Origin of the sequence: Paenibacillus sp. P3E (genome assembly GCF_001909045.1) — a bacterium.
GTDB classification, from domain to species: domain Bacteria; phylum Bacillota; class Bacilli; order Paenibacillales; family Paenibacillaceae; genus Paenibacillus_AQ; species Paenibacillus_AQ helianthi.
This window is the reverse complement of the sequence record NZ_LVWH01000215.1, coordinates 1-17872: the sequence shown is the minus strand read 5'-3', so window position 1 is coordinate 17872 and position 17872 is coordinate 1. Positions and strand designations below refer to the sequence as shown.

The following is a 17872-nucleotide window of genomic DNA, read 5'->3' as shown; positions in this document are numbered from 1 at the left end:
GAGGCGCTTCCCCTGCTGGTTACAGCAGGGAGCAGTGCCTCTTTTTTTGCGGGGAATGGTTGCGAGATCTCTCATTTTGTTTAAAGAAATGTAATAAGCAGCCCTGAAATGGTCAGCGAAGCTTAAGAAATTGTAAAGGGCTTTGTAACAACCACTGCTCCAGATGTCTCTATAATGGGAAGAGTGGAAACGAGGGCGGCAAGCAGGCTGCTCTCCGGTATTCTGGAATTTTCATCAAATCTATCATCGTATTAGCGGAAGGGGATAACCATATGAAGAACATCAAGAAGAAACAAGCCCTCACATGGGGGGCAGGTATTATGGCGGCAGGGATTCTGCTAAGCGGAGGGATTCTGCCCGCAGGGACCAGTCAGGCTGCTTCGGCTGCGGTTAAGGCAAATGCGGAACATTCGCTAGTGGTGCTGAAGGTAAACGGGAAGATTACACCTCAGACTGGTGTTGTCCATGAAGGGAAAGTATGGGTGCCGGTGACTTTTTTACGCGATTCACTGGGTATGTCCTTGACCTATGATAAGGCAGAAAAGGTCTATACAATCGGTAAAGGAACAACGAAGGTTAATCTGTCTCTCACCGATTACGAAATTTCAATCCGTGTGAATAATTATTATCTAAATGGTTATCAAGCCCAAAATATCAACAATCGGCTGTTCGTTCCGCTTGATCTGCTGAGCGATTATCTGGGGTATAAGGGGGACTATAGTGCGGCTACAGGCGCTTTGAATGTCGTCAGCAAACCGCAAAATGCGATCACCATAAAGACGGAGAGCATCGTTAAGGAAAGTAAGGACACACCGGTCAAACTGGATTATCCGCAGATCAGCGGTCTGGTGAATGCCAAGGCCCAGCAAACGATCAACGATACAATTAAGCAGACACTCAACAAGTTTGCAGCTGAAGCAGAGAAGGAAATTGCGAATAGATCCTCGGACGACCGGCCGTATGAGTTCGACGGCGGCTATGTGATCACGTACAATCAAGACGGCATACTCAGTCTGATTACGACCCAGTACAGCTATACTGGCGGTGCCCACGGCATGACTTACCGCAATGCATTCACGTTCTCTCTGAAGGACGGCAAGCGCCTCCTGATCGGGGATTTACTGAAAGCCAACCCGAACTATAAAAAAGAGCTTAATGCCAAGCTGTCCAAGCTAATCAAAGCAGAGGGCGGTTACCTGGGAGGCTTCACCGGCCTGAATACAGAGAAGAATTTTTATGTGAAAGACGGAAAATTGGCAGTATTCTTCCAAATTTATGAATATACAGCATATGCTTCCGGGTTCCCTGAATATGAGTTCACCTTCAAGGAGCTTCTGCCAGATGGAAGCAGCCCGTTCGCTAGTCTGAAATAAGTGCATTCTTGCATAAAACAGGAGATTAGCCCGCTCCGCTAATGCCGTATATGGACACCTCCCCGTTGCCTGGTACCTCCCCCGTTCATAAGCTAAAGGAGAAACCAGCTTAACAAGCGGGGAGGGAAGGAAATGAGTTATCTCTACACGGCCATTGGTGATTCCTTGACGACCGGATTCGGAGCGTTGCCGGGTAATGGCTTCGTACCCGTTTACCGCAGAATGGCAGAGCGGCGGCTCCGCGCTCCAGTCGGATCGGTCAATCTTGGTATCAATGGTCTAACTACCGCTGCATTGGAACAACGTCTAAGCCGTGACCCCATGTTCCGCCAAGCTGTCCGGGATGCAGATATTGTTACGTTGTCCATTGGCGGAAATGATCTGATCAAAGCAGCCAAAGCCGTGTCATTTCGTCCGGGTCACCTGTCTCCGGCGCTGGAACGGGCGCTTTACGCATGTAAAAGAAACTTCAGCGAGATTATGGGTTCACTCTGGCAGTTAAAGAACGGGAGTCGCCGGCCCTATATCATCCGGATGGTTGGACTCTATAATCCTTATCCCCAGTTATCGGAAGCTACAGACTGGGTACGCCAGTTTAACGGCTATGTTGCGGGTTACAGCAGCAATGTATGCGGGTTTGCCTCCATCTATTATGAGTTCGCCGGCAATGAGCGTGGACTGCTATCACTGGATCATGTCCATCCTAACGGCAGAGGGTACCGTGTAATCGCCGGGAAGCTTGATGCCTTGGGTTACAGCCGGCTCGGATAACGAATTACTGCTACACATACAAAAGAGGCTGCTCTAGACCTTAATGGTCCAGGCAGCCTCTTTTGCATGTGCTGAGAATTATACGCCTGCAGGCAGCGTCTTCTCAATAACCTTATCGACAATACCGTATTCAGCTGCTTCAGCAGCGGTCATGAAGTAGTCGCGGTCGGTATCCTTCTCGATGCGCTCCAGCGGTTGGCCAGTGCGTTCAGATAGGATACGGTTCAGCTTGTCGCGGAGCTTAAGGATACGGCGGGCACGGATTTCGATGTCTGTAGCCTGTCCTTGAGCACCACCCAGCGGCTGGTGGATCATGATTTCACTGTTGGGCAACGCGAAGCGTTTGCCCTTGGCACCGGCATTCAGCAGGAAAGCCCCCATGGAAGCGGCCATGCCCACACAAATGGTGGAAACATCCGGTTTAATGTATTGCATTGTATCAAATATAGCCATTCCGGCTGTGATGGAACCACCAGGGCTGTTCACATACAGATGAATATCCTTATCCGGATCCTCGGCAGCCAGGAAGAGCATTTGGGCGATGATGGAATTGGCTACCACGTCATTAACCTCCGTTCCGAGGAAAATGATGCGGTCCTTCAGCAGGCGGGAATAGATGTCATAAGCGCGCTCACCGCGGTTGCTCTGTTCTACTACCATAGGAATATAACTCACGTGGAAAACCTCCTTGAATTGGTTCTTCGAATGTGTTCATTTTTACTGTTACCGTATTAACCACATGATAAACAAATTCAAACAAAAAGTCAAAGAAAGTCAAACTTAGTTTATAAAAAAAGAGCCAACAAGCGGCTCTTTGGTTAAATACTATAGGTGGTACTGCTAAAATATGTACAAAAGTGAAATTAATGGCGCGCCCGCCAAGAATCGAACTTGGATCTCAGGCTTCGGAGGCCTACGTCATATCCATTGGACCACGGGCGCAACAGAAATTATTATAATCTATTTAGGGTTCAAATGCAACGGCTTAATCACACTGCTGTAAAAATATCTTTGTCTTCTTCTAATATGCGGCCTCCAGCGTTCGGGGAAATTCATTTACAGGGCTTTTATCCGGGAGTCACAGGACTTTCAGCACTTTCCATGACGCGGCAGATGTATAAGATGAAAAGAGGTTGAGAATTATAGTCTCGGAAGACTTGCACTCCGCGTAATATTTGGGTAGAATATGGGTGGGACTTAAAAAGTTAACCCGGGACGTTTTAAGACCATGGACAAGGGAATAAGAGGAAGACGAAGTTGCAGGAGTGAAAGCATGCGTAATTTATTAGAAATCCAAAAGCAGCTTCTGCCTGATCTCATGGAAACCCTTAAGAGACGTTACACGATTCTACATCAGATCATGCTGTCCGATATTATTGGGCGCAGAACGCTTGCCGCATCGCTTGATATGACAGAGCGGGTGCTGCGTGCCGAGACGGATCTTCTGAAATCGCAAGGGCTCATTGAGATCGAGAGCGTAGGCATGCGCGTAAGCGATGCGGGGCGCAGACTGCTTGACCTGCTGGAGCCAATCGCCAAGAGCCTGTTTGGTCTGGATGATCTGGAAGATAAAATTCGTACAACGTATGGTCTGAACAAAGTTATTGTTGTACCTGGTGATTGCGAGACGTCGCCGTTCACGAAGCGTGAGCTGGGACGCGCCGGCGCCAAGGCATTGCTTGGTGTACTGCGGTCGGATGATACCATTGCCGTTACGGGCGGTTCAACGCTTGCTGAAATGGCTGATCAGCTCACGCCTCCGTTATCCCTTTCCTATAAGAACGCTTGGGTTGTTCCGGCGCGCGGGGGATTGGGTGAGAGCATGGAGATCCAGGCTAACACCATCGCTTCAAAGATGGCCAAACGGATGGGAGCCAATTACCGCCTTCTGCATGTGCCTGATTTACTTAGTGAAGATGCTTACCAGTCACTGGCGCTCGACGCAAATATTGGAGAGATCGTGCAAATTATCCGCAGATCACGAATTATTGTGCATGGTATTGGGGATGCCATTGAAATGACCCGCCGCCGCAAGCTGGATGAGACTACAGTCTCGGAGATTCAGGAAGAAGGAGCGGTTGCCGAATCGTTCGGCTATTATTTCAATGAAGAAGGTCAGGTTGTTCATACCATGCTGACTATGGGGCTCCGCCTTGAGGATATTATCCGCACGGAAGTGGTTGTTGGGATTGCAGGAGGCAAACGCAAGGCGAAAGCCATTCATGCGATGCTGCGGTTCGGGCAGGAGGATATACTCGTTACCGATGAGGCAGCTGCTGTCGAAATTGGCAAAGAAATTGACAATCAGATCCAGGCAGTCCTATAGCTTCCAGAATATGGGGAGCAAGCAAAGGACTTATGCATTATACTTAACATTGTTGTCTTGACGAGCCTCACGGCCTGTCTTGAATAAATAAAACGAAATCTAGGAGGAACTATTCAATGAGTGTAAAAGTTGGTATTAACGGTTTTGGACGTATTGGACGCCTTGCATTCCGCCGTATTCAAAATGTAGAAGGTATCGAAGTGGTAGCAATCAATGACTTGACTGACGCTAAGATGCTTGCTCATTTGCTTAAATATGATACAACTCAAGGTAAATTCCAAGGCGATGTTGAAGTGCATGACGGCTTCTTCAAAGTTAATGGTAAAGATGTTAAGGTTCTTGCTAACCGCAACCCTGAAGAACTTCCTTGGGGAGAGCTTGGCGTTGATATCGTTCTGGAATGCACAGGTTTCTTCACCACTAAAGAAGCCGCTGAAAAGCACCTTAAAGGTGGAGCTAAGAAAGTAGTTATCTCCGCTCCAGCTACAGGCGACATGAAAACTGTTGTTTACAACGTTAACGATGACATCCTTGACGGTTCCGAAACAGTAATCTCCGGCGCTTCTTGCACAACGAACTGCCTGGCTCCAATGGCAAAAGTCCTGAACGACAAGTTCGGAATCGTTGAAGGCCTGATGACTACTATCCACGCTTACACAGGTGACCAGAATACTCTTGATGCTCCACACGCAAAAGGCGACTTCAGACGTGCCCGCGCTGCTGCTGAGAACATCATTCCTAACACTACCGGTGCTGCAAAAGCTATCGGTCTGGTAATCCCAGCACTGAAAGGCAAACTTGACGGTGCAGCACAACGTGTGCCTGTAGCGACTGGTTCCCTGACTGAGCTGGTTACTGTTCTGGATAAGAGCGTAACTGTTGAAGAAATCAACGCAGCAATGAAAGCAGCTTCCGATCCAGAAACTTACGGCTACACTGAAGATGAAATCGTATCTTCCGACATCAAGGGTATGACTTTCGGTTCCCTGTTCGATGCTACACAGACTAAGGTCCTGACTGTTGGCGACAAACAACTGGTTAAAACTGTTGCTTGGTATGACAATGAAATGTCCTACACTGCACAACTCGTTCGTACTTTGGAGAAATTCGCTAAACTGGCTCAATAATACCGATTTCAAATAAGCAGCATCTATAGAGCGGAAACAGAAGTTCCTTGTTTCCGCTCTTTCTAAATGAATTCGTGGTTGTACCAATTTTGGGTGTGGAGGAAAATTAATCATGAACAAAAAAAGTGTCCGTGATGTAGAAGTGAAAGGCAAGCGCGTATTCGTACGTGTAGATTTCAACGTGCCAGTGGAAGACGGCAAGATCACAGATGATACCCGTATCCGCGAAACCCTTCCAACAATTAAATACCTGATTGAGAATGGTGCAAAGGTCATTCTGGCCAGCCACATGGGCCGTCCTAAAGGCCAATTCGTTGATTCCATGCGTTTGACATCGGCTGCTGTGCGTCTGTCCGAGCTGCTCGGCAAACCGGTAGCCAAAGCTGATGAAGCTATCGGCGAAGCAGTAAAAGCAAAAATCGCTGAACTGAACGATGGCGATGTGCTTGTGCTTGAGAATGTCCGTTTCTATCCGGGCGAAGAAAAGAACGATCCTGAATTGGCTAAGCAGTTCGCAGAACTGGCTGATCTGTTCGTCAACGACGCATTCGGCGCAGCTCACCGTGCACATGCTTCCACTGAAGGTATCGCTCACTTCCTGCCGGCTGTATCCGGTCTTTTGATGGAGAAGGAACTGTCCGTTCTGGGCAAAGCTCTTTCGAACCCTGAACGTCCTTTCACTGCCATCATCGGCGGCTCCAAAGTTAAAGACAAAATCGACGTTATCGACAACCTGCTGACTCTGGCTGACAACGTATTGATCGGCGGCGGCCTTTCTTACACCTTCACCAAAGCTCAAGGCTTCGAAATCGGCGAATCCCTGGTAGATAACGAGAAGCTCGAAGCTTCGCTCGGATTTATCGAAAAGGCTAAAAAACTTGGCAAGAACTTCCTGCTCCCGGTAGACGTTGTTGTAGCTGACAAGTTCGGCGCAGACGCGAATACCAAGGTAGTAGACATCAATGAAATCCCAGCAGGCTGGATGGGTCTGGACATCGGTCCTAAGACTCGCGAACTCTATGCAGATGTGATAAAGAACTCCAAGCTGGTTGTATGGAACGGACCTATGGGCGTGTTCGAAATCGACATCTTTGCTGAAGGAACCAAGGCTGTAGCTCAGGCTTGCGCAACAACCGAAGGTTATACGATCATCGGCGGCGGTGATTCCGCAGCAGCTGCAGAGAAATTCCACCTGGCTGACCAAATGGACCATATCTCCACTGGCGGCGGCGCATCACTCGAGTTCATGGAAGGCAAGGCACTTCCTGGCGTAGAAGCACTGAACGACAAGTAAGACGTAGAAGGTAGAAGGAGGCATTCCATTACTATGAGCAGAACACCTATTATCGCCGGGAACTGGAAAATGTTCAAAACCGTTTCCGAAGCGGAAGGCTTTTTCGCTGAAGTCAAAGGCCAAGCAGAAGTGAAAGGCGTAGAAACCGTAATCTGCGCACCATTCACGAACCTGCCGGCACTGGTTGCAGCAGCCAAGGGTACCAGCATTAAGATTGGCGCACAGAATCTGCACTTCGAAGATAACGGAGCCTACACAGGCGAAATCAGCGGCGTAATGCTGAAAGACCTTGGTGTAGATTACGTGATCATCGGCCACTCTGAACGCCGTGCATACTTTGGCGAGACAGACGAAATCGTGAACAAGAAGATGCATGCGGCATTCCGCCACGGCATCACTCCAATTGTATGTGTAGGCGAAAAGCTCGAAGAGCGTGAAGCTAACCAGACAAAAGATGTTTGCAAAGTTCAAACCGAAGGCGCATTTGCCGGCCTTAGCGCAGAGCAGGCTGCAAGTGTCGTTATTGCTTATGAGCCAATCTGGGCTATCGGAACAGGTAAATCCTCTACTTCCCAGGATGCCAATGAAGTTATCGCTTACATCCGTACGCTTGTAAAAGACCTGTACGATGAAGCGACTGCTGAAGCAGTGCGTATCCAATACGGCGGCAGTGTGAAGCCTGAGAATGTTACGGAGTACATGAGTCAGAGTGACATCGACGGCGCGCTCGTCGGCGGTGCCAGCCTGCAGCCTGCTTCGTTCGTTTCATTGGTTGAGGGGGCGAAGTAAGGATGTCAGCACCAAAACCCGTTGCTTTGATCATCATGGATGGTTTCGGTCTGCGTAATACGACTGAAGGCAACGCTGTTGCCCAAGCCAACAAGCCGAACTATGACCGTTACCTGAAGCAGTATCCGAACACTACGCTTACCGCTTGCGGCGAAGCTGTGGGCCTGCCGGAAGGACAGATGGGGAACTCCGAAGTGGGTCACCTTAACATCGGTGCCGGCCGGATCGTATACCAGGACCTGACCCGTATCGATAAGTCGATCCGTGATGGGGAATTCTTTGAGAACGAAACACTGGTTGCTGCTGTAAGAAGCGCTAAGTCAACCGGCAAGAAGCTTCACCTGTATGCGCTTGTATCCGACGGAGGGGTGCATAGCCATATTAAACACCTGTTTGCTATGCTCGATCTGGCCAAGAAAGAAGATATGCACGAAGTGTATATTCATGCTTTCATGGATGGCCGCGACGTTCCTCCTGACAGCGGACAGAAGTTCGTTCAGGAGCTGATCGCCAAGATTGAAGAAGTGGGCGTAGGTAAGATTGCTACGGTATCCGGACGGTACTTCGCGATGGACCGTGACAAACGCTGGGAACGTGTAGAGAAGGCTTACCGCGCTATGGTTTATGGCGAAGGCCCGAAATATACTGATGCTCTGCAGGCGATTACTGGATCTTACCAGAACTCTGTATATGATGAATTTGTTGAGCCTAGCGTAATTGTAGACAGCGAAGGCAAACCGACAGCGACTGTTGAGAGCGGCGATTCCGTCGTGTTCCTCAACTTCCGCCCGGACCGTGCTATTCAGCTGTCCCAGGTATTCACGAATTCGGATTTCCGCGGCTTCGACCGGGGTCCATTATTCCCGCAGAACCTGCATTTTGTATGTTTGACTACATTCAGTGAGACTGTTCAAGGCTATGTGGCATATTCGCCTAAGAACTTGGACAATACACTGGGTGAAGTGCTTGTACAGCAGAACAAGAAGCAGCTGCGTATCGCGGAAACCGAGAAGTATCCGCACGTAACCTTCTTCTTCAGCGGTGGACGCGATGAAGAGCTTCCTGGCGAAACCCGTATCCTGATTAACTCGCCAAAAGTGGCAACCTATGATCTTCAGCCTGAGATGAGCGCATACGAAGTGGCGGCGGCCTGCGTAGCGGAAATCGAGGCAGACAGACAAGATGCCATTATCCTGAACTTTGCGAACCCTGACATGGTAGGACACTCCGGTATGCTGGAGCCAACCATCAAGGCTGTGGAAGTAACGGATGAATGTGTGGGTAAGGTTGTGGATGCAGTTGTAGCCAAAGGCGGCGTTGCCATCATCATTGCCGACCACGGTAATGCGGATATGGTGTTTGACGAGAATGGTCGTCCGTTCACGGCACATACCACCAACCCGGTTCCTTTCATTGTAACCACCGAAAATGTTGTACTGCGCGAATCCGGTATTCTCGCAGACGTGGCACCAACGATCTTAGATCTGATGGGACTTCCGCAGCCTGCGGAAATGACCGGACAGTCCATGATTGCCAGCCGCAAATAGTCAGTACCCTGCCAGACCTGCAAGACTATAACCTATGTTAAAAGGAGATTAACTTAAATGACTATTATTTCTGATGTATATGCTCGCGAAGTCCTTGACTCCCGCGGTAACCCTACTGTTGAGGTTGATGTTTATCTGGAATCCGGCGCTAAAGGCCGCGCTATCGTTCCTTCCGGCGCTTCCACAGGCGCTCATGAAGCTGTAGAGCTTCGTGACGGCGATAAATCCCGTTACATGGGCAAAGGCGTTCTGAAAGCTGTTGAGAACGTAAATGAAATTATCGCTCCAGAAGTAATCGGTATGGACGCTCTTGACCAAGTGGGCATCGACAAATTGATGATCACTTTGGACGGAACTCCTAACAAAGGTAAGCTGGGCGCTAACGCAATCCTGGCAGTATCCATGGCCGTAGCCCGCGCTGCAGCAACAGCTTTGGATATTCCTTTGTACGTATATCTGGGCGGATTCAACGCTAAAACTCTTCCAGTACCAATGATGAACATCATCAACGGTGGTGAGCATGCTGACAACAACATCGACGTTCAAGAGTTCATGGTTCTTCCTGTAGGTGCACCAAGCTTCAAAGAAGCTCTTCGTACAGGCGCAGAAATCTTCCACAACCTGAAATCCGTATTGCAATCCAAAGGCCTGAACACAGCTGTAGGCGACGAAGGCGGCTTCGCACCGAACCTTGGTTCGAATGAAGAAGCAATCACTACAATCATCGAAGCTATCGAAAAAGCCGGTTACAAACCAGGCGTTGACGTATTCCTCGGTATGGACGTTGCTTCCACTGAGTTCTACAAAGACGGTAAATACACACTTGCCGGCGAAGGTAAATCTTACACTTCCGCTGAGTATGTTGACCTTCTTGCTTCATGGGTTGAAAAATATCCAATCATCACAATCGAAGACGGTATGTCCGAAGATGACTGGGATGGCTGGAAATTGCTTACTGAAAAATTGGGCGACAAAGTCCAATTGGTTGGTGACGACTTGTTCGTTACTAACACTGAGCGTCTGGCAACAGGTATCGAAAAAGGTATCGGTAACTCCATCCTGGTTAAAGTTAACCAAATTGGTACATTGACTGAAACTTTCGATGCTATCGAAATGGCTAAACGTGCTGGTTACACAGCAGTTATCTCCCACCGTTCCGGTGAATCCGAAGACAGCACAATTGCTGACATCGCTGTTGCAACTAACGCTGGTCAGATCAAAACAGGTGCTCCTTCCCGTACAGACCGTGTTGCTAAATACAACCAGTTGCTTCGCATCGAAGATGAACTGGGTGAATTGGCTCAATACAACGGCCTGAAATCCTTCTACAACCTCAAAAGATAATTCCTTTTGAGCAAAGATATATAGAGCCTGCCGGATTCGGCAGGCTTTTTTTGCCTATCTGTACTCAATTGGTTGTATTCGCATCTTGGCTATGATAAAATTAAAATGCTGTTTATGAAACGTGAATCCCAAATTAGCATAGATAGTGATGCTTGGACGTAGGAGGTGGAAGTGAATGGATATCTTTTTGAAAGTAGTGCTCCTGATTTTTTCCGTCGGTCTGATTGCGGTCGTTCTTCTGCAAAAAGGGAAAAGCGCAGGTCTTTCCGGTGCCATCTCCGGCGGTGCTGAGCATCTCTTCGGTAAAACAAAAGCACGCGGTATGGAGCTCGTACTGCAGCGTGTAACGGTTGGACTGGCAGCAGGATTCTTCATTATGTCGATCCTTGTGGCCGTTCTGGTAGACTAGATTACTAACAGCAAGCCTTCACTCTGTTCTCTATAGAATGGGGCGGAGGCTTTTTTGTTAGGAGCCTAGAACGTATACGATTAAAGGGCCCCGCAAAGTACCTGAGTAAGCTTCATGCCCAGGTCTGCTTTGTGGGGTTGTTTTGGAATATACAAGTTTTGCGGTTGAGAAAATTTTGTGCTGTGTTAACCGTCGGTTGATCATAAAAGGGATGCCGGGGATTGATTTCGTGTATACTAGGGTATGAGTATATAAAGGTAAAATTTACTGGAATACACACAGGCAATAGAGGACAAGACATACATATATGCCAGCGGCATAAGAATGCTGCGGAGGGCCGAGGTGACGAAATTGATAACACAGGAACAATTACTGGATTTCATGCGGGAGACCGCTTATAAACCGCTCACATATGACGAACTGGTGAGCCATTTCGCGATAGAGGAGAGCGAGTCGTTCAAAGCATTCGAGGATTTGCTGCTCTTGCTGGAGCAGGATGGAAGAATGATTCTGACCCGCAATGCCCGTTATGGGGTGCCTGAGCGCATGGATATGGTACGCGGACGTGTGCAGGCACACGCGAAGGGGTTTGCTTTTCTCATCCCCGATGACCGCGATCATCCCGATATCTATATCAATGCCAATGACCTGAAAGGTGCGATGAACGGCGATATCGTTCTGGTTCGCATTACATCACGTAGTCCGTCTGGCGGGCGTATGGAAGGCGAAGTCGTGCGGATCGTCAAAAGAGGGGTACTGCAGACCGTCGGTGTGTTCCAGAGCCTGGAGACGTATGGCTTTGTGCTGCCGGATGACAAGCGGATTAACCGGGATATTTTTATTCCGAAGCAGTCCTTCAAAGGTGCGGTTGACGGTGAGAAGGTTGTAGTCCGTATTGTGAATTACCCGGAGGGCCGCGCAGCGGCTGAGGGGGAAATCATTGAGATTCTGGGGCATAAGGATGACCCGGGTGTGGACATTCTGTCGGTGATCCGTAAGCATCAGCTGCCGGAGGCTTTTCCGGGTGAAGTGATGCATGAAGCGGAGCAGGCCCCGGATTCGATTACCGAGGACGAGATCATCCAGCAGGGACGCCGCGATCTGCGCGGTCTGAACATTGTCACCATCGACGGTGCGGACGCCAAGGATTTGGATGATGCGGTGAACGTGTCTCGTCTGGAGAATGGGCACTACAAGCTGGGTGTGCATATCGCTGACGTTGGTTATTATGTACGTGAAGGCTCTGAGCTGGATAAAGAAGCTTATGACCGCGGCTGTAGCGTGTATCTGGTCGACCGGGTGATTCCGATGCTGCCGCATCGCTTGTCGAATGGTATCTGCAGTCTGAATCCCAAGGTGGACCGGCTGACGATGTCCTGTGAGATGGAATTCGACGAGCATATGAAGGTCGTGAAGCATGATGTCTTTACGAGCGTTATTCGCACCAAAGAGAGAATGACGTATTCCGATGTCCGCAAAATCGTCGAAGACGAAGATCCCGAGCTGCTGGAGCGCTACAGTCCGCTGATCGACGATTTCCGTCTGATGAAAGAACTGGCGATGAAGCTGCGGGATGCCCGGATGCGCCGTGGGGCGGTCGATTTCGACTTTGAAGAGAGCAAGATTATCGTTGATGAGAGCGGCAAGGCCATAGATATCGTGAAACGCGAGCGTTCCGTGGCCGAGCAGATTATCGAGGAATTCATGCTGGCGGCCAATGAGACTGTGGCTGAACATTTCCACTGGCTGAAAGTGCCATTCCTATACCGGATTCACGAAGATCCGGACCCGGAGAAGCTGCAGAACTTCATGGCCTTCGCGGCGAACTTTGGCTATCATGTCAAAGGCCGGGGCAATTCGGTACATCCACGCGCCCTGCAGGATCTGTTAGAACAGATTCAAGGAACGAAGGAGCAGACCGTCATCAGTACCATGATGCTGCGCTCTATGAAGCAGGCGAAGTATGATGCGGAGAGCACAGGCCATTTCGGGCTGGCAGCCGAGTTTTACTCCCATTTCACATCGCCGATCCGCCGTTATCCGGATCTTGTCATTCACCGAGTCATGCGTGAGGTCATCGAGAATGGCGGGGCGCTCACAGAGAAGCGTCATGAATATCTCGCCAGCCGGATGCCGGAAATCGCCCAGCAGTCTTCGGAACGCGAGCGTGTGGCCGTAGAAGCTGAGCGCGATACGGAGCAGTTGAAGAAGGCCGAGTACATGCAGGACAAGGTTGGCGAGGAATTCGATGCCATGGTCAGCAGTGTCACCAGCTTCGGAATGTTCATCGAGCTGGAAAATACCGTCGAAGGCCTGATCCGCCTCAGCGCGCTTAGCGATGATTACTATCACTTCGACGAAGCCCATATGGCGCTCATCGGGGAGCGCACCTCGAAGGTGTTCCGCATTGGCGACGAGGTAAAGATTCGTGTCGCCAAGGTCAACATGGACGACCATACGATCGACTTCGAGCTGGTCGACATGAAGCCGCGCGCCGCGGGCGAGCACCGCAGCTATGGCGGGCGTGGCGGCAAGGGCGGCCGAGCGGGCGGCGGCTTCGCGAAGCCGCTTGGTGGCAAAGCCGGCGGCGGCAAGGGGCGCGCCGCAGGTAAAGGGAAGCCCGGCAGCGCTGGCGGCGCGGGCAAGGGCAAAACCGGCGGCGCAGCGCACGCCGGCAAGGGCAAGCCCGGCGCGGTAGCTCGCGCCGGGGAAGGGCCGCGCGCAGCGGAAGAAGCCAGCGGCGGTGCGCCGGCTGGCGGACGCAGCAAGCGCGGCGGCGGTCCGGCAGAGGCCGCGCGCCGGGCGTTCGCGGCCGTGAACCGCGGCGAGGCTGGCGGGACCAGCGCGCCGCGTGAGCGGGACCGCAGCGGCGGGCGTGGCCGCGGCGGAGAGGCCGGAGGCGGTGCCGGGGGACGCGGCATCAGCTTCGGCTTCGGCTCCGGCAAGGGCGGTTACGGCGCCCCTGCCGGCGGAGCAGAGCAGGGCAGCGAGCTGCGCGGCGTGGACGCCAGCACGCGGTTCCGCAGCCGCGAGGATCTCGGCAGCGGGCCAGCGGCCGAGGGCCGCAGCAGCGGCGGCGAAGGCAAGAGCCGCCGCAAGAAGAAAAAGAAGGGCAGCGTCTTCATCAGCCCTTCCGTGACACCGGGCAACGCGGAGCAGAGCGACAAAAGCGGCAGCCCTGAGGGCAGTGGCCGCCGCAAGAAAAAGAAAAAAACGCAAGAGTAAGCTGAATACGATATAAGGCGCTGCTTCCTGTGTGAGGAGGCAGCGTTTTTTTAAGATAAGAATTGATATACTTCGCACAATTAATGATCCTTAGTACAATTTGTTCCATTAGCGTTCTTGGTACAATCGCCTGATCTGTGTCAGCACAGGAGAGGATCATCCTTCCTTGCGTTCGTGGGATTGCTTTTGATACAATATAGATCTGACATTTGACTCCGTGCAAACGGGAAATTCGATTCAAGGGGTGACTTTCATGGGTAAAAAAGCAGACGGGAAAGTGCTCGCCCAGAACAAAAAAGCTTCCCATGATTATTTTATCGAGGACACTTATGAAGCTGGCTTAGTGCTGACCGGTACGGAAATCAAGTCGCTGCGGAATGGCCGCGCTAACATTGGCGATGCCTTTGCCACCATTCGGAACGGCGAGATTCATGTGCACAACATGCACATCAGCCCTTTTGAACAGGGGAACCGCAATAACCCGACGGACCCGACACGCACACGCAAGCTGCTGATGCATAAGGTGCAGATTAGCAAGCTGCTCGGTCTGTCCAAGCAGGATGGCTACTCGATTGTGCCGCTGAAGGTGTATGTGCGCAATGGCTACGCGAAGCTGCTAATCGGCTTGGGTAAGGGGAAGAAGCAATACGACAAACGCGACACCGCCGCCAAAAAAGATGCTCAACGCGACATCGCGCGTGCGCTGCGTGAGAAACAAAAGATCGCCAGATAGGCCGATGGTGCGGCTCTTCCTGGAGTTCCAGATCTACCCTTCAATTCCTTTAACCCACGTGTTAAAGTGTTGATAAGTGTGCTATACTGTGTAAGTAAGATTTTTGCTTCGTGACAGTCCTCTAATATTAGAGGCTGTATATTGGATCTCTCTTGCTGGAAGATCCGCTTGATCCGAAGCGCCCTTTCTAATGAGGGGCCGTTCTTGGATTCGACGGGGGTAGTTCGAGCATGAGCAGCGAGTAGTGGGGACGCGTCCGCTTCATCAACGCTAAAGCCTATTAAACGGCAAACAACAAAACAACTACGCTTTCGCAGCTTAATAACCTGTGTGCGTGCTTCTACCCTGCATCGCCCATGTGACAGGGATAGGGGCTAACAAGTAGTGGGATACGCTGTCTGGTCTCCGCCTGGGGTCAGCAGAAGAAGATAATCAGGCTGACCCAACGTATAGCCGGTTACGGGGCGATACTCGGGTGACATCAAAACTGTAACTACACTCGTAGAAACTTATGTGCCGTTATCTTCGGACAGGGGTTCGACTCCCCTCGGCTCCATATGGAGTATGAGAGAGTACCTTAAATGGTACTCTTTTTTCATGTTTTCAGGAGATAATTAGGGGTGCGTTGTGGTTAAAAAGCCTTGATAACACTGGGTTTGTGAGCAATACTGGTCATGAATAGCATGATTCTCTCTCATAAGGTTTATTCTGGTCTGCGTGAACCGCCATAAACATGCGAGAGAAAGGGGGCAGAAACACAGTGGTTAATGCCCCTCAAACAGTCGCTACAGACGGGAAGAAACGTCCCAATCTGCTGCTATAGACTTCTCATAAAGTGTGTTTCCATCATGCACAATATGAAATGTAAGATGCACAGTCTTGGTTTCCCGCTGCACAATTAACTTTTGGACGTACTTACTAACCATGATATTCAGTTGCTCTACACTGGGCATTTCATCGTCCAGAAGTTCAATCAGTTTCTTTAATTCATGCTGTATTAATTGCAGTGCTCCTGCGTCCAAAACCATTGGTTTATAGCCTCTCAGTGCCTCTGTATGCTCGGTTTCTTTGGCCTGAAGCTCGCTCTTCATCTCCTCTAGCAAGTCTTTATAGAAGGGTTTAGCCCTCCCTGAATTGATGTCTGCTTGCATATCCGTTGTCTTCTTTCTCAGGAACTCAATTTCAGTTTCCAGTGTTGATATGGCACTTAGCATTTGCTTGTTCGTCTCCTGATGGTAGCTGAGGGTTGCCTGCTCAAGCTGGTTATCCAGTGTCAGCCGAAGGACCGCCGTACGTAGTTTGCTTGTAATGATGCGTTCGATGCTTTCCTTACGCCAGCTTGTGTACTCACAGAACTGTTTCCCTTTCCGCATGTACCCGCCACATACATAGTAACGTTGCCCGCCATATTTGCGTGTAGTTGAAGTAGAGTGACCCAGCATTTTGGAGCCGCATTTATCACAAAAGAAGAAGCTGCGAAGCCAGAAGGGAGAACTAGGCTTGAGCTGGAAAGGATGATGTGTCACGCCGCCACCGTTCTGCTTCGTTTTAGCTCTCTCCTGACATAGGTTGAAAAGCTCCTCAGTAATGATGGCTGGATGTGCGTTCTCCGTAATGATCCACTCTGAACGGTCACGCCATTTTTTACCGCTGGTCTGATAATCCTGCTTGTTCCAGCAGCGCCGCCCAATATAAGACTCATTGAAGATGATTGCACGGATCGTGCTTGCAGACCATTGCCCACCTTTTTGCGTAGGGACTTCCTTTTCAATCTGCATACTGGAGATTTTCTTGTATCCCATATTCTCGTGAGCATACTGGTTGAATATCCAGCGGATAATGTCCACTTCTTCACGGGGGCCATGTACCTACACTGCTTTGGCCTTTTGATTACTGATAGCTAAGTGTTCTGTCCGATAACCATACGGTGGCGTGCCGCCATTGTTGAAGCCTTGCTTGGCATTCTGCGACATTCCCTTCCGAACCTCTACAGCAAGGTTGGCATTGAAAAACTCGGACATCACCTCCAGCATTCCCTCTAGCAGCTTGTCTTGCGGTGAATCTGCTTCTGTCTGCTCTGTTACAGATATAACTTTTACACCTAATTGGGCTAACAGCGCTTTGTAGATCACATGATCGTCACGTTTACGGGAGAAATATTGAACTTGAAGATGATTCAGGAGGAGCGCTGGATTATTATCAGGAGCTGGAGCCGTATAGGGAGCCATTTGTAATTACTTATGAAGATGAATATAATATGGTTCTGGAATTTAATGCATCCAGTAAAGTATCTCTAAGCCTAAGCAGAGACAAAAACGCCTTAACGTATGAATCTGACTTTAGGAAGGAAACATTGACACGACAATAAAACTCCAGTTAAATTTAATGTTTGATATTAGAAAAGCATCTATAATGGTGCTTTTTTATCGGTATTGAAAAAATGTTACATAAGTTAGAATAGATAATCAACTTTCGCAGCTTAAAATCGGTAGGTAAGCCCTGAATAGCTGGACTAAGAGGGAATCTCGTGCTGGAGGTGACTTTTATTTTCTTGCTGACTTGACTGATACTTTCGTTCATCAATTCCACCAGTTGTTTTAAGACTGTCCATTTCAAGGTAACAACTCATCGCAAAGCAAATATAGTTGTCTGAGCAAATACTTCTTAAGTTTGTATTTGGTATTGTGTACACAATTTAAAGTATGTTTGATCAGTTAAAACCTAAGCCAACTCCTTTACCTGATTGTCCATACCATGTATTTCCGTTAAGATCTTGAAATTGGAGGCTCACAGTTTTTTTATAGGAGTTATGATGAATGAAAAATTCCAATGTTTTATATTTTATGACAATTGAATCTTTGCTATTTTTTAGCACTATAGCATTACTTTCTTTAACTATTTTATCTAATCGATATATTATACAATTCTCTACTA

Annotated in this window: 15 protein-coding genes, 1 tRNA gene and 1 other RNA gene; 12 read left to right on the top strand and 5 right to left on the bottom strand. The window is 49.6% G+C overall.

The window, feature by feature from the left end; translation table 11 throughout:
• The first annotated feature begins 272 nt into the window (after positions 1-272).
• Complete coding sequence (locus tag A3842_RS27485) at positions 273-1373, top strand: PdaC/SigV domain-containing protein (RefSeq protein WP_074088727.1); 1101 nt, start codon at positions 273-275, stop codon at positions 1371-1373.
• A 132-nt stretch (positions 1374-1505) separates the two neighbouring features.
• Entirely contained in the window at positions 1506-2144 is a 639-nt protein-coding gene (locus A3842_RS27480) for a GDSL-type esterase/lipase family protein (protein ID WP_074103416.1), read from the top strand.
• A 78-nt stretch (positions 2145-2222) separates the two neighbouring features.
• On the opposite strand, the gene clpP is transcribed toward A3842_RS27480, so the two are convergent.
• Positions 2223-2819 (bottom strand): ATP-dependent Clp endopeptidase proteolytic subunit ClpP, encoded by a 597-nt coding sequence (clpP, locus tag A3842_RS27475; protein ID WP_074088729.1) that lies wholly within the window; start codon positions 2817-2819, stop codon positions 2223-2225.
• Between the two features lie 192 nt (positions 2820-3011).
• Positions 3012-3086: transfer RNA gene (locus A3842_RS27470), tRNA-Arg, on the bottom strand.
• 331 nt (positions 3087-3417) lie between these two features.
• Between A3842_RS27470 and A3842_RS27465 the strand changes: the two genes are divergently transcribed.
• From A3842_RS27465 to ssrA, 10 genes are all read left to right on the top strand, one after another.
• Positions 3418-4470, top strand: coding sequence for a sugar-binding transcriptional regulator (locus A3842_RS27465; protein WP_074088730.1), 1053 nt, complete (start codon positions 3418-3420; stop codon positions 4468-4470).
• A 116-nt stretch (positions 4471-4586) separates the two neighbouring features.
• Complete coding sequence (gene gap, locus A3842_RS27460; protein ID WP_074088731.1) at positions 4587-5597, top strand: type I glyceraldehyde-3-phosphate dehydrogenase; 1011 nt, start codon at positions 4587-4589, stop codon at positions 5595-5597.
• A 112-nt stretch (positions 5598-5709) separates the two neighbouring features.
• On the top strand, positions 5710-6891 hold the full coding sequence (locus A3842_RS27455; RefSeq protein ID WP_074088732.1) for a phosphoglycerate kinase: 1182 nt from the start codon (positions 5710-5712) through the stop codon (positions 6889-6891).
• A gap of 33 nt (positions 6892-6924) precedes the next feature.
• A complete protein-coding gene (gene tpiA, locus A3842_RS27450; RefSeq protein WP_074103415.1) occupies positions 6925-7680 on the top strand; it encodes a triose-phosphate isomerase in 756 nt (251 codons plus the stop codon).
• A gap of 2 nt (positions 7681-7682) precedes the next feature.
• Positions 7683-9227: a 2,3-bisphosphoglycerate-independent phosphoglycerate mutase gene (gpmI, locus tag A3842_RS27445; protein ID WP_074103414.1), complete on the top strand. Its 1545-nt coding sequence runs from the start codon at positions 7683-7685 to the stop codon at positions 9225-9227.
• 57 nt (positions 9228-9284) lie between these two features.
• Positions 9285-10571: a phosphopyruvate hydratase gene (eno, locus tag A3842_RS27440; protein WP_036726271.1), complete on the top strand. Its 1287-nt coding sequence runs from the start codon at positions 9285-9287 to the stop codon at positions 10569-10571.
• Positions 10572-10746: 175 nt separating this feature from the next.
• Positions 10747-10980, top strand: coding sequence for a preprotein translocase subunit SecG (gene secG / locus A3842_RS27435; RefSeq protein WP_074088735.1), 234 nt, complete (start codon positions 10747-10749; stop codon positions 10978-10980).
• A gap of 351 nt (positions 10981-11331) precedes the next feature.
• Positions 11332-14205, top strand: a complete 2874-nt coding sequence (gene rnr, locus A3842_RS27430) for a ribonuclease R (RefSeq protein WP_074103421.1) — start codon at positions 11332-11334, stop codon at positions 14203-14205.
• Positions 14206-14458: 253 nt separating this feature from the next.
• A complete protein-coding gene (smpB, locus tag A3842_RS27425; RefSeq protein WP_074088737.1) occupies positions 14459-14938 on the top strand; it encodes an SsrA-binding protein SmpB in 480 nt (159 codons plus the stop codon).
• Positions 14939-15132: 194 nt separating this feature from the next.
• Positions 15133-15497, top strand: a transfer-messenger RNA (tmRNA) gene (ssrA, locus tag A3842_RS27420).
• Between the two features lie 226 nt (positions 15498-15723).
• Here the strand turns inward: ssrA and A3842_RS27415 are convergent.
• The 3 genes from A3842_RS27415 to A3842_RS33070 form a co-directional block, all read right to left on the bottom strand.
• Positions 15724-16785: a recombinase family protein gene (locus tag A3842_RS27415; protein WP_074103413.1), complete on the bottom strand. Its 1062-nt coding sequence runs from the start codon at positions 16783-16785 to the stop codon at positions 15724-15726.
• A gap of 21 nt (positions 16786-16806) precedes the next feature.
• Complete coding sequence (locus tag A3842_RS27410; protein ID WP_074103412.1) at positions 16807-17166, bottom strand: recombinase family protein; 360 nt, start codon at positions 17164-17166, stop codon at positions 16807-16809.
• A 482-nt stretch (positions 17167-17648) separates the two neighbouring features.
• Positions 17649-17872 (bottom strand): hypothetical protein (locus A3842_RS33070; RefSeq protein WP_218618703.1); only part of this gene is annotated, 224 nt, incomplete at its 5' end.

Bases quoted from the DNA above. Each gene is read 5' to 3' on its own strand.
- A3842_RS27485 (WP_074088727.1), top strand. From the start codon at position 273: ATGAAGAACATCAAGAAGAAACAAGCCCTCACATGGGGGGCAGGTATT.
- A3842_RS27480 (WP_074103416.1), top strand. From the start codon at position 1,506: ATGAGTTATCTCTACACGGCCATTGGTGATTCCTTGACGACCGGATTC.
- A3842_RS27465 (WP_074088730.1), top strand. From the start codon at position 3,418: ATGCGTAATTTATTAGAAATCCAAAAGCAGCTTCTGCCTGATCTCATG.
- gap (WP_074088731.1), top strand. From the start codon at position 4,587: ATGAGTGTAAAAGTTGGTATTAACGGTTTTGGACGTATTGGACGCCTT.
- A3842_RS27455 (WP_074088732.1), top strand. From the start codon at position 5,710: ATGAACAAAAAAAGTGTCCGTGATGTAGAAGTGAAAGGCAAGCGCGTA.
- tpiA (WP_074103415.1), top strand. From the start codon at position 6,925: ATGAGCAGAACACCTATTATCGCCGGGAACTGGAAAATGTTCAAAACC.
- gpmI (WP_074103414.1), top strand. From the start codon at position 7,683: ATGTCAGCACCAAAACCCGTTGCTTTGATCATCATGGATGGTTTCGGT.
- eno (WP_036726271.1), top strand. From the start codon at position 9,285: ATGACTATTATTTCTGATGTATATGCTCGCGAAGTCCTTGACTCCCGC.
- secG (WP_074088735.1), top strand. From the start codon at position 10,747: ATGGATATCTTTTTGAAAGTAGTGCTCCTGATTTTTTCCGTCGGTCTG.
- smpB (WP_074088737.1), top strand. From the start codon at position 14,459: ATGGGTAAAAAAGCAGACGGGAAAGTGCTCGCCCAGAACAAAAAAGCT.
- A3842_RS27410 (WP_074103412.1), bottom strand. From the start codon at position 17,166: ATGGCTCCCTATACGGCTCCAGCTCCTGATAATAATCCAGCGCTCCTC.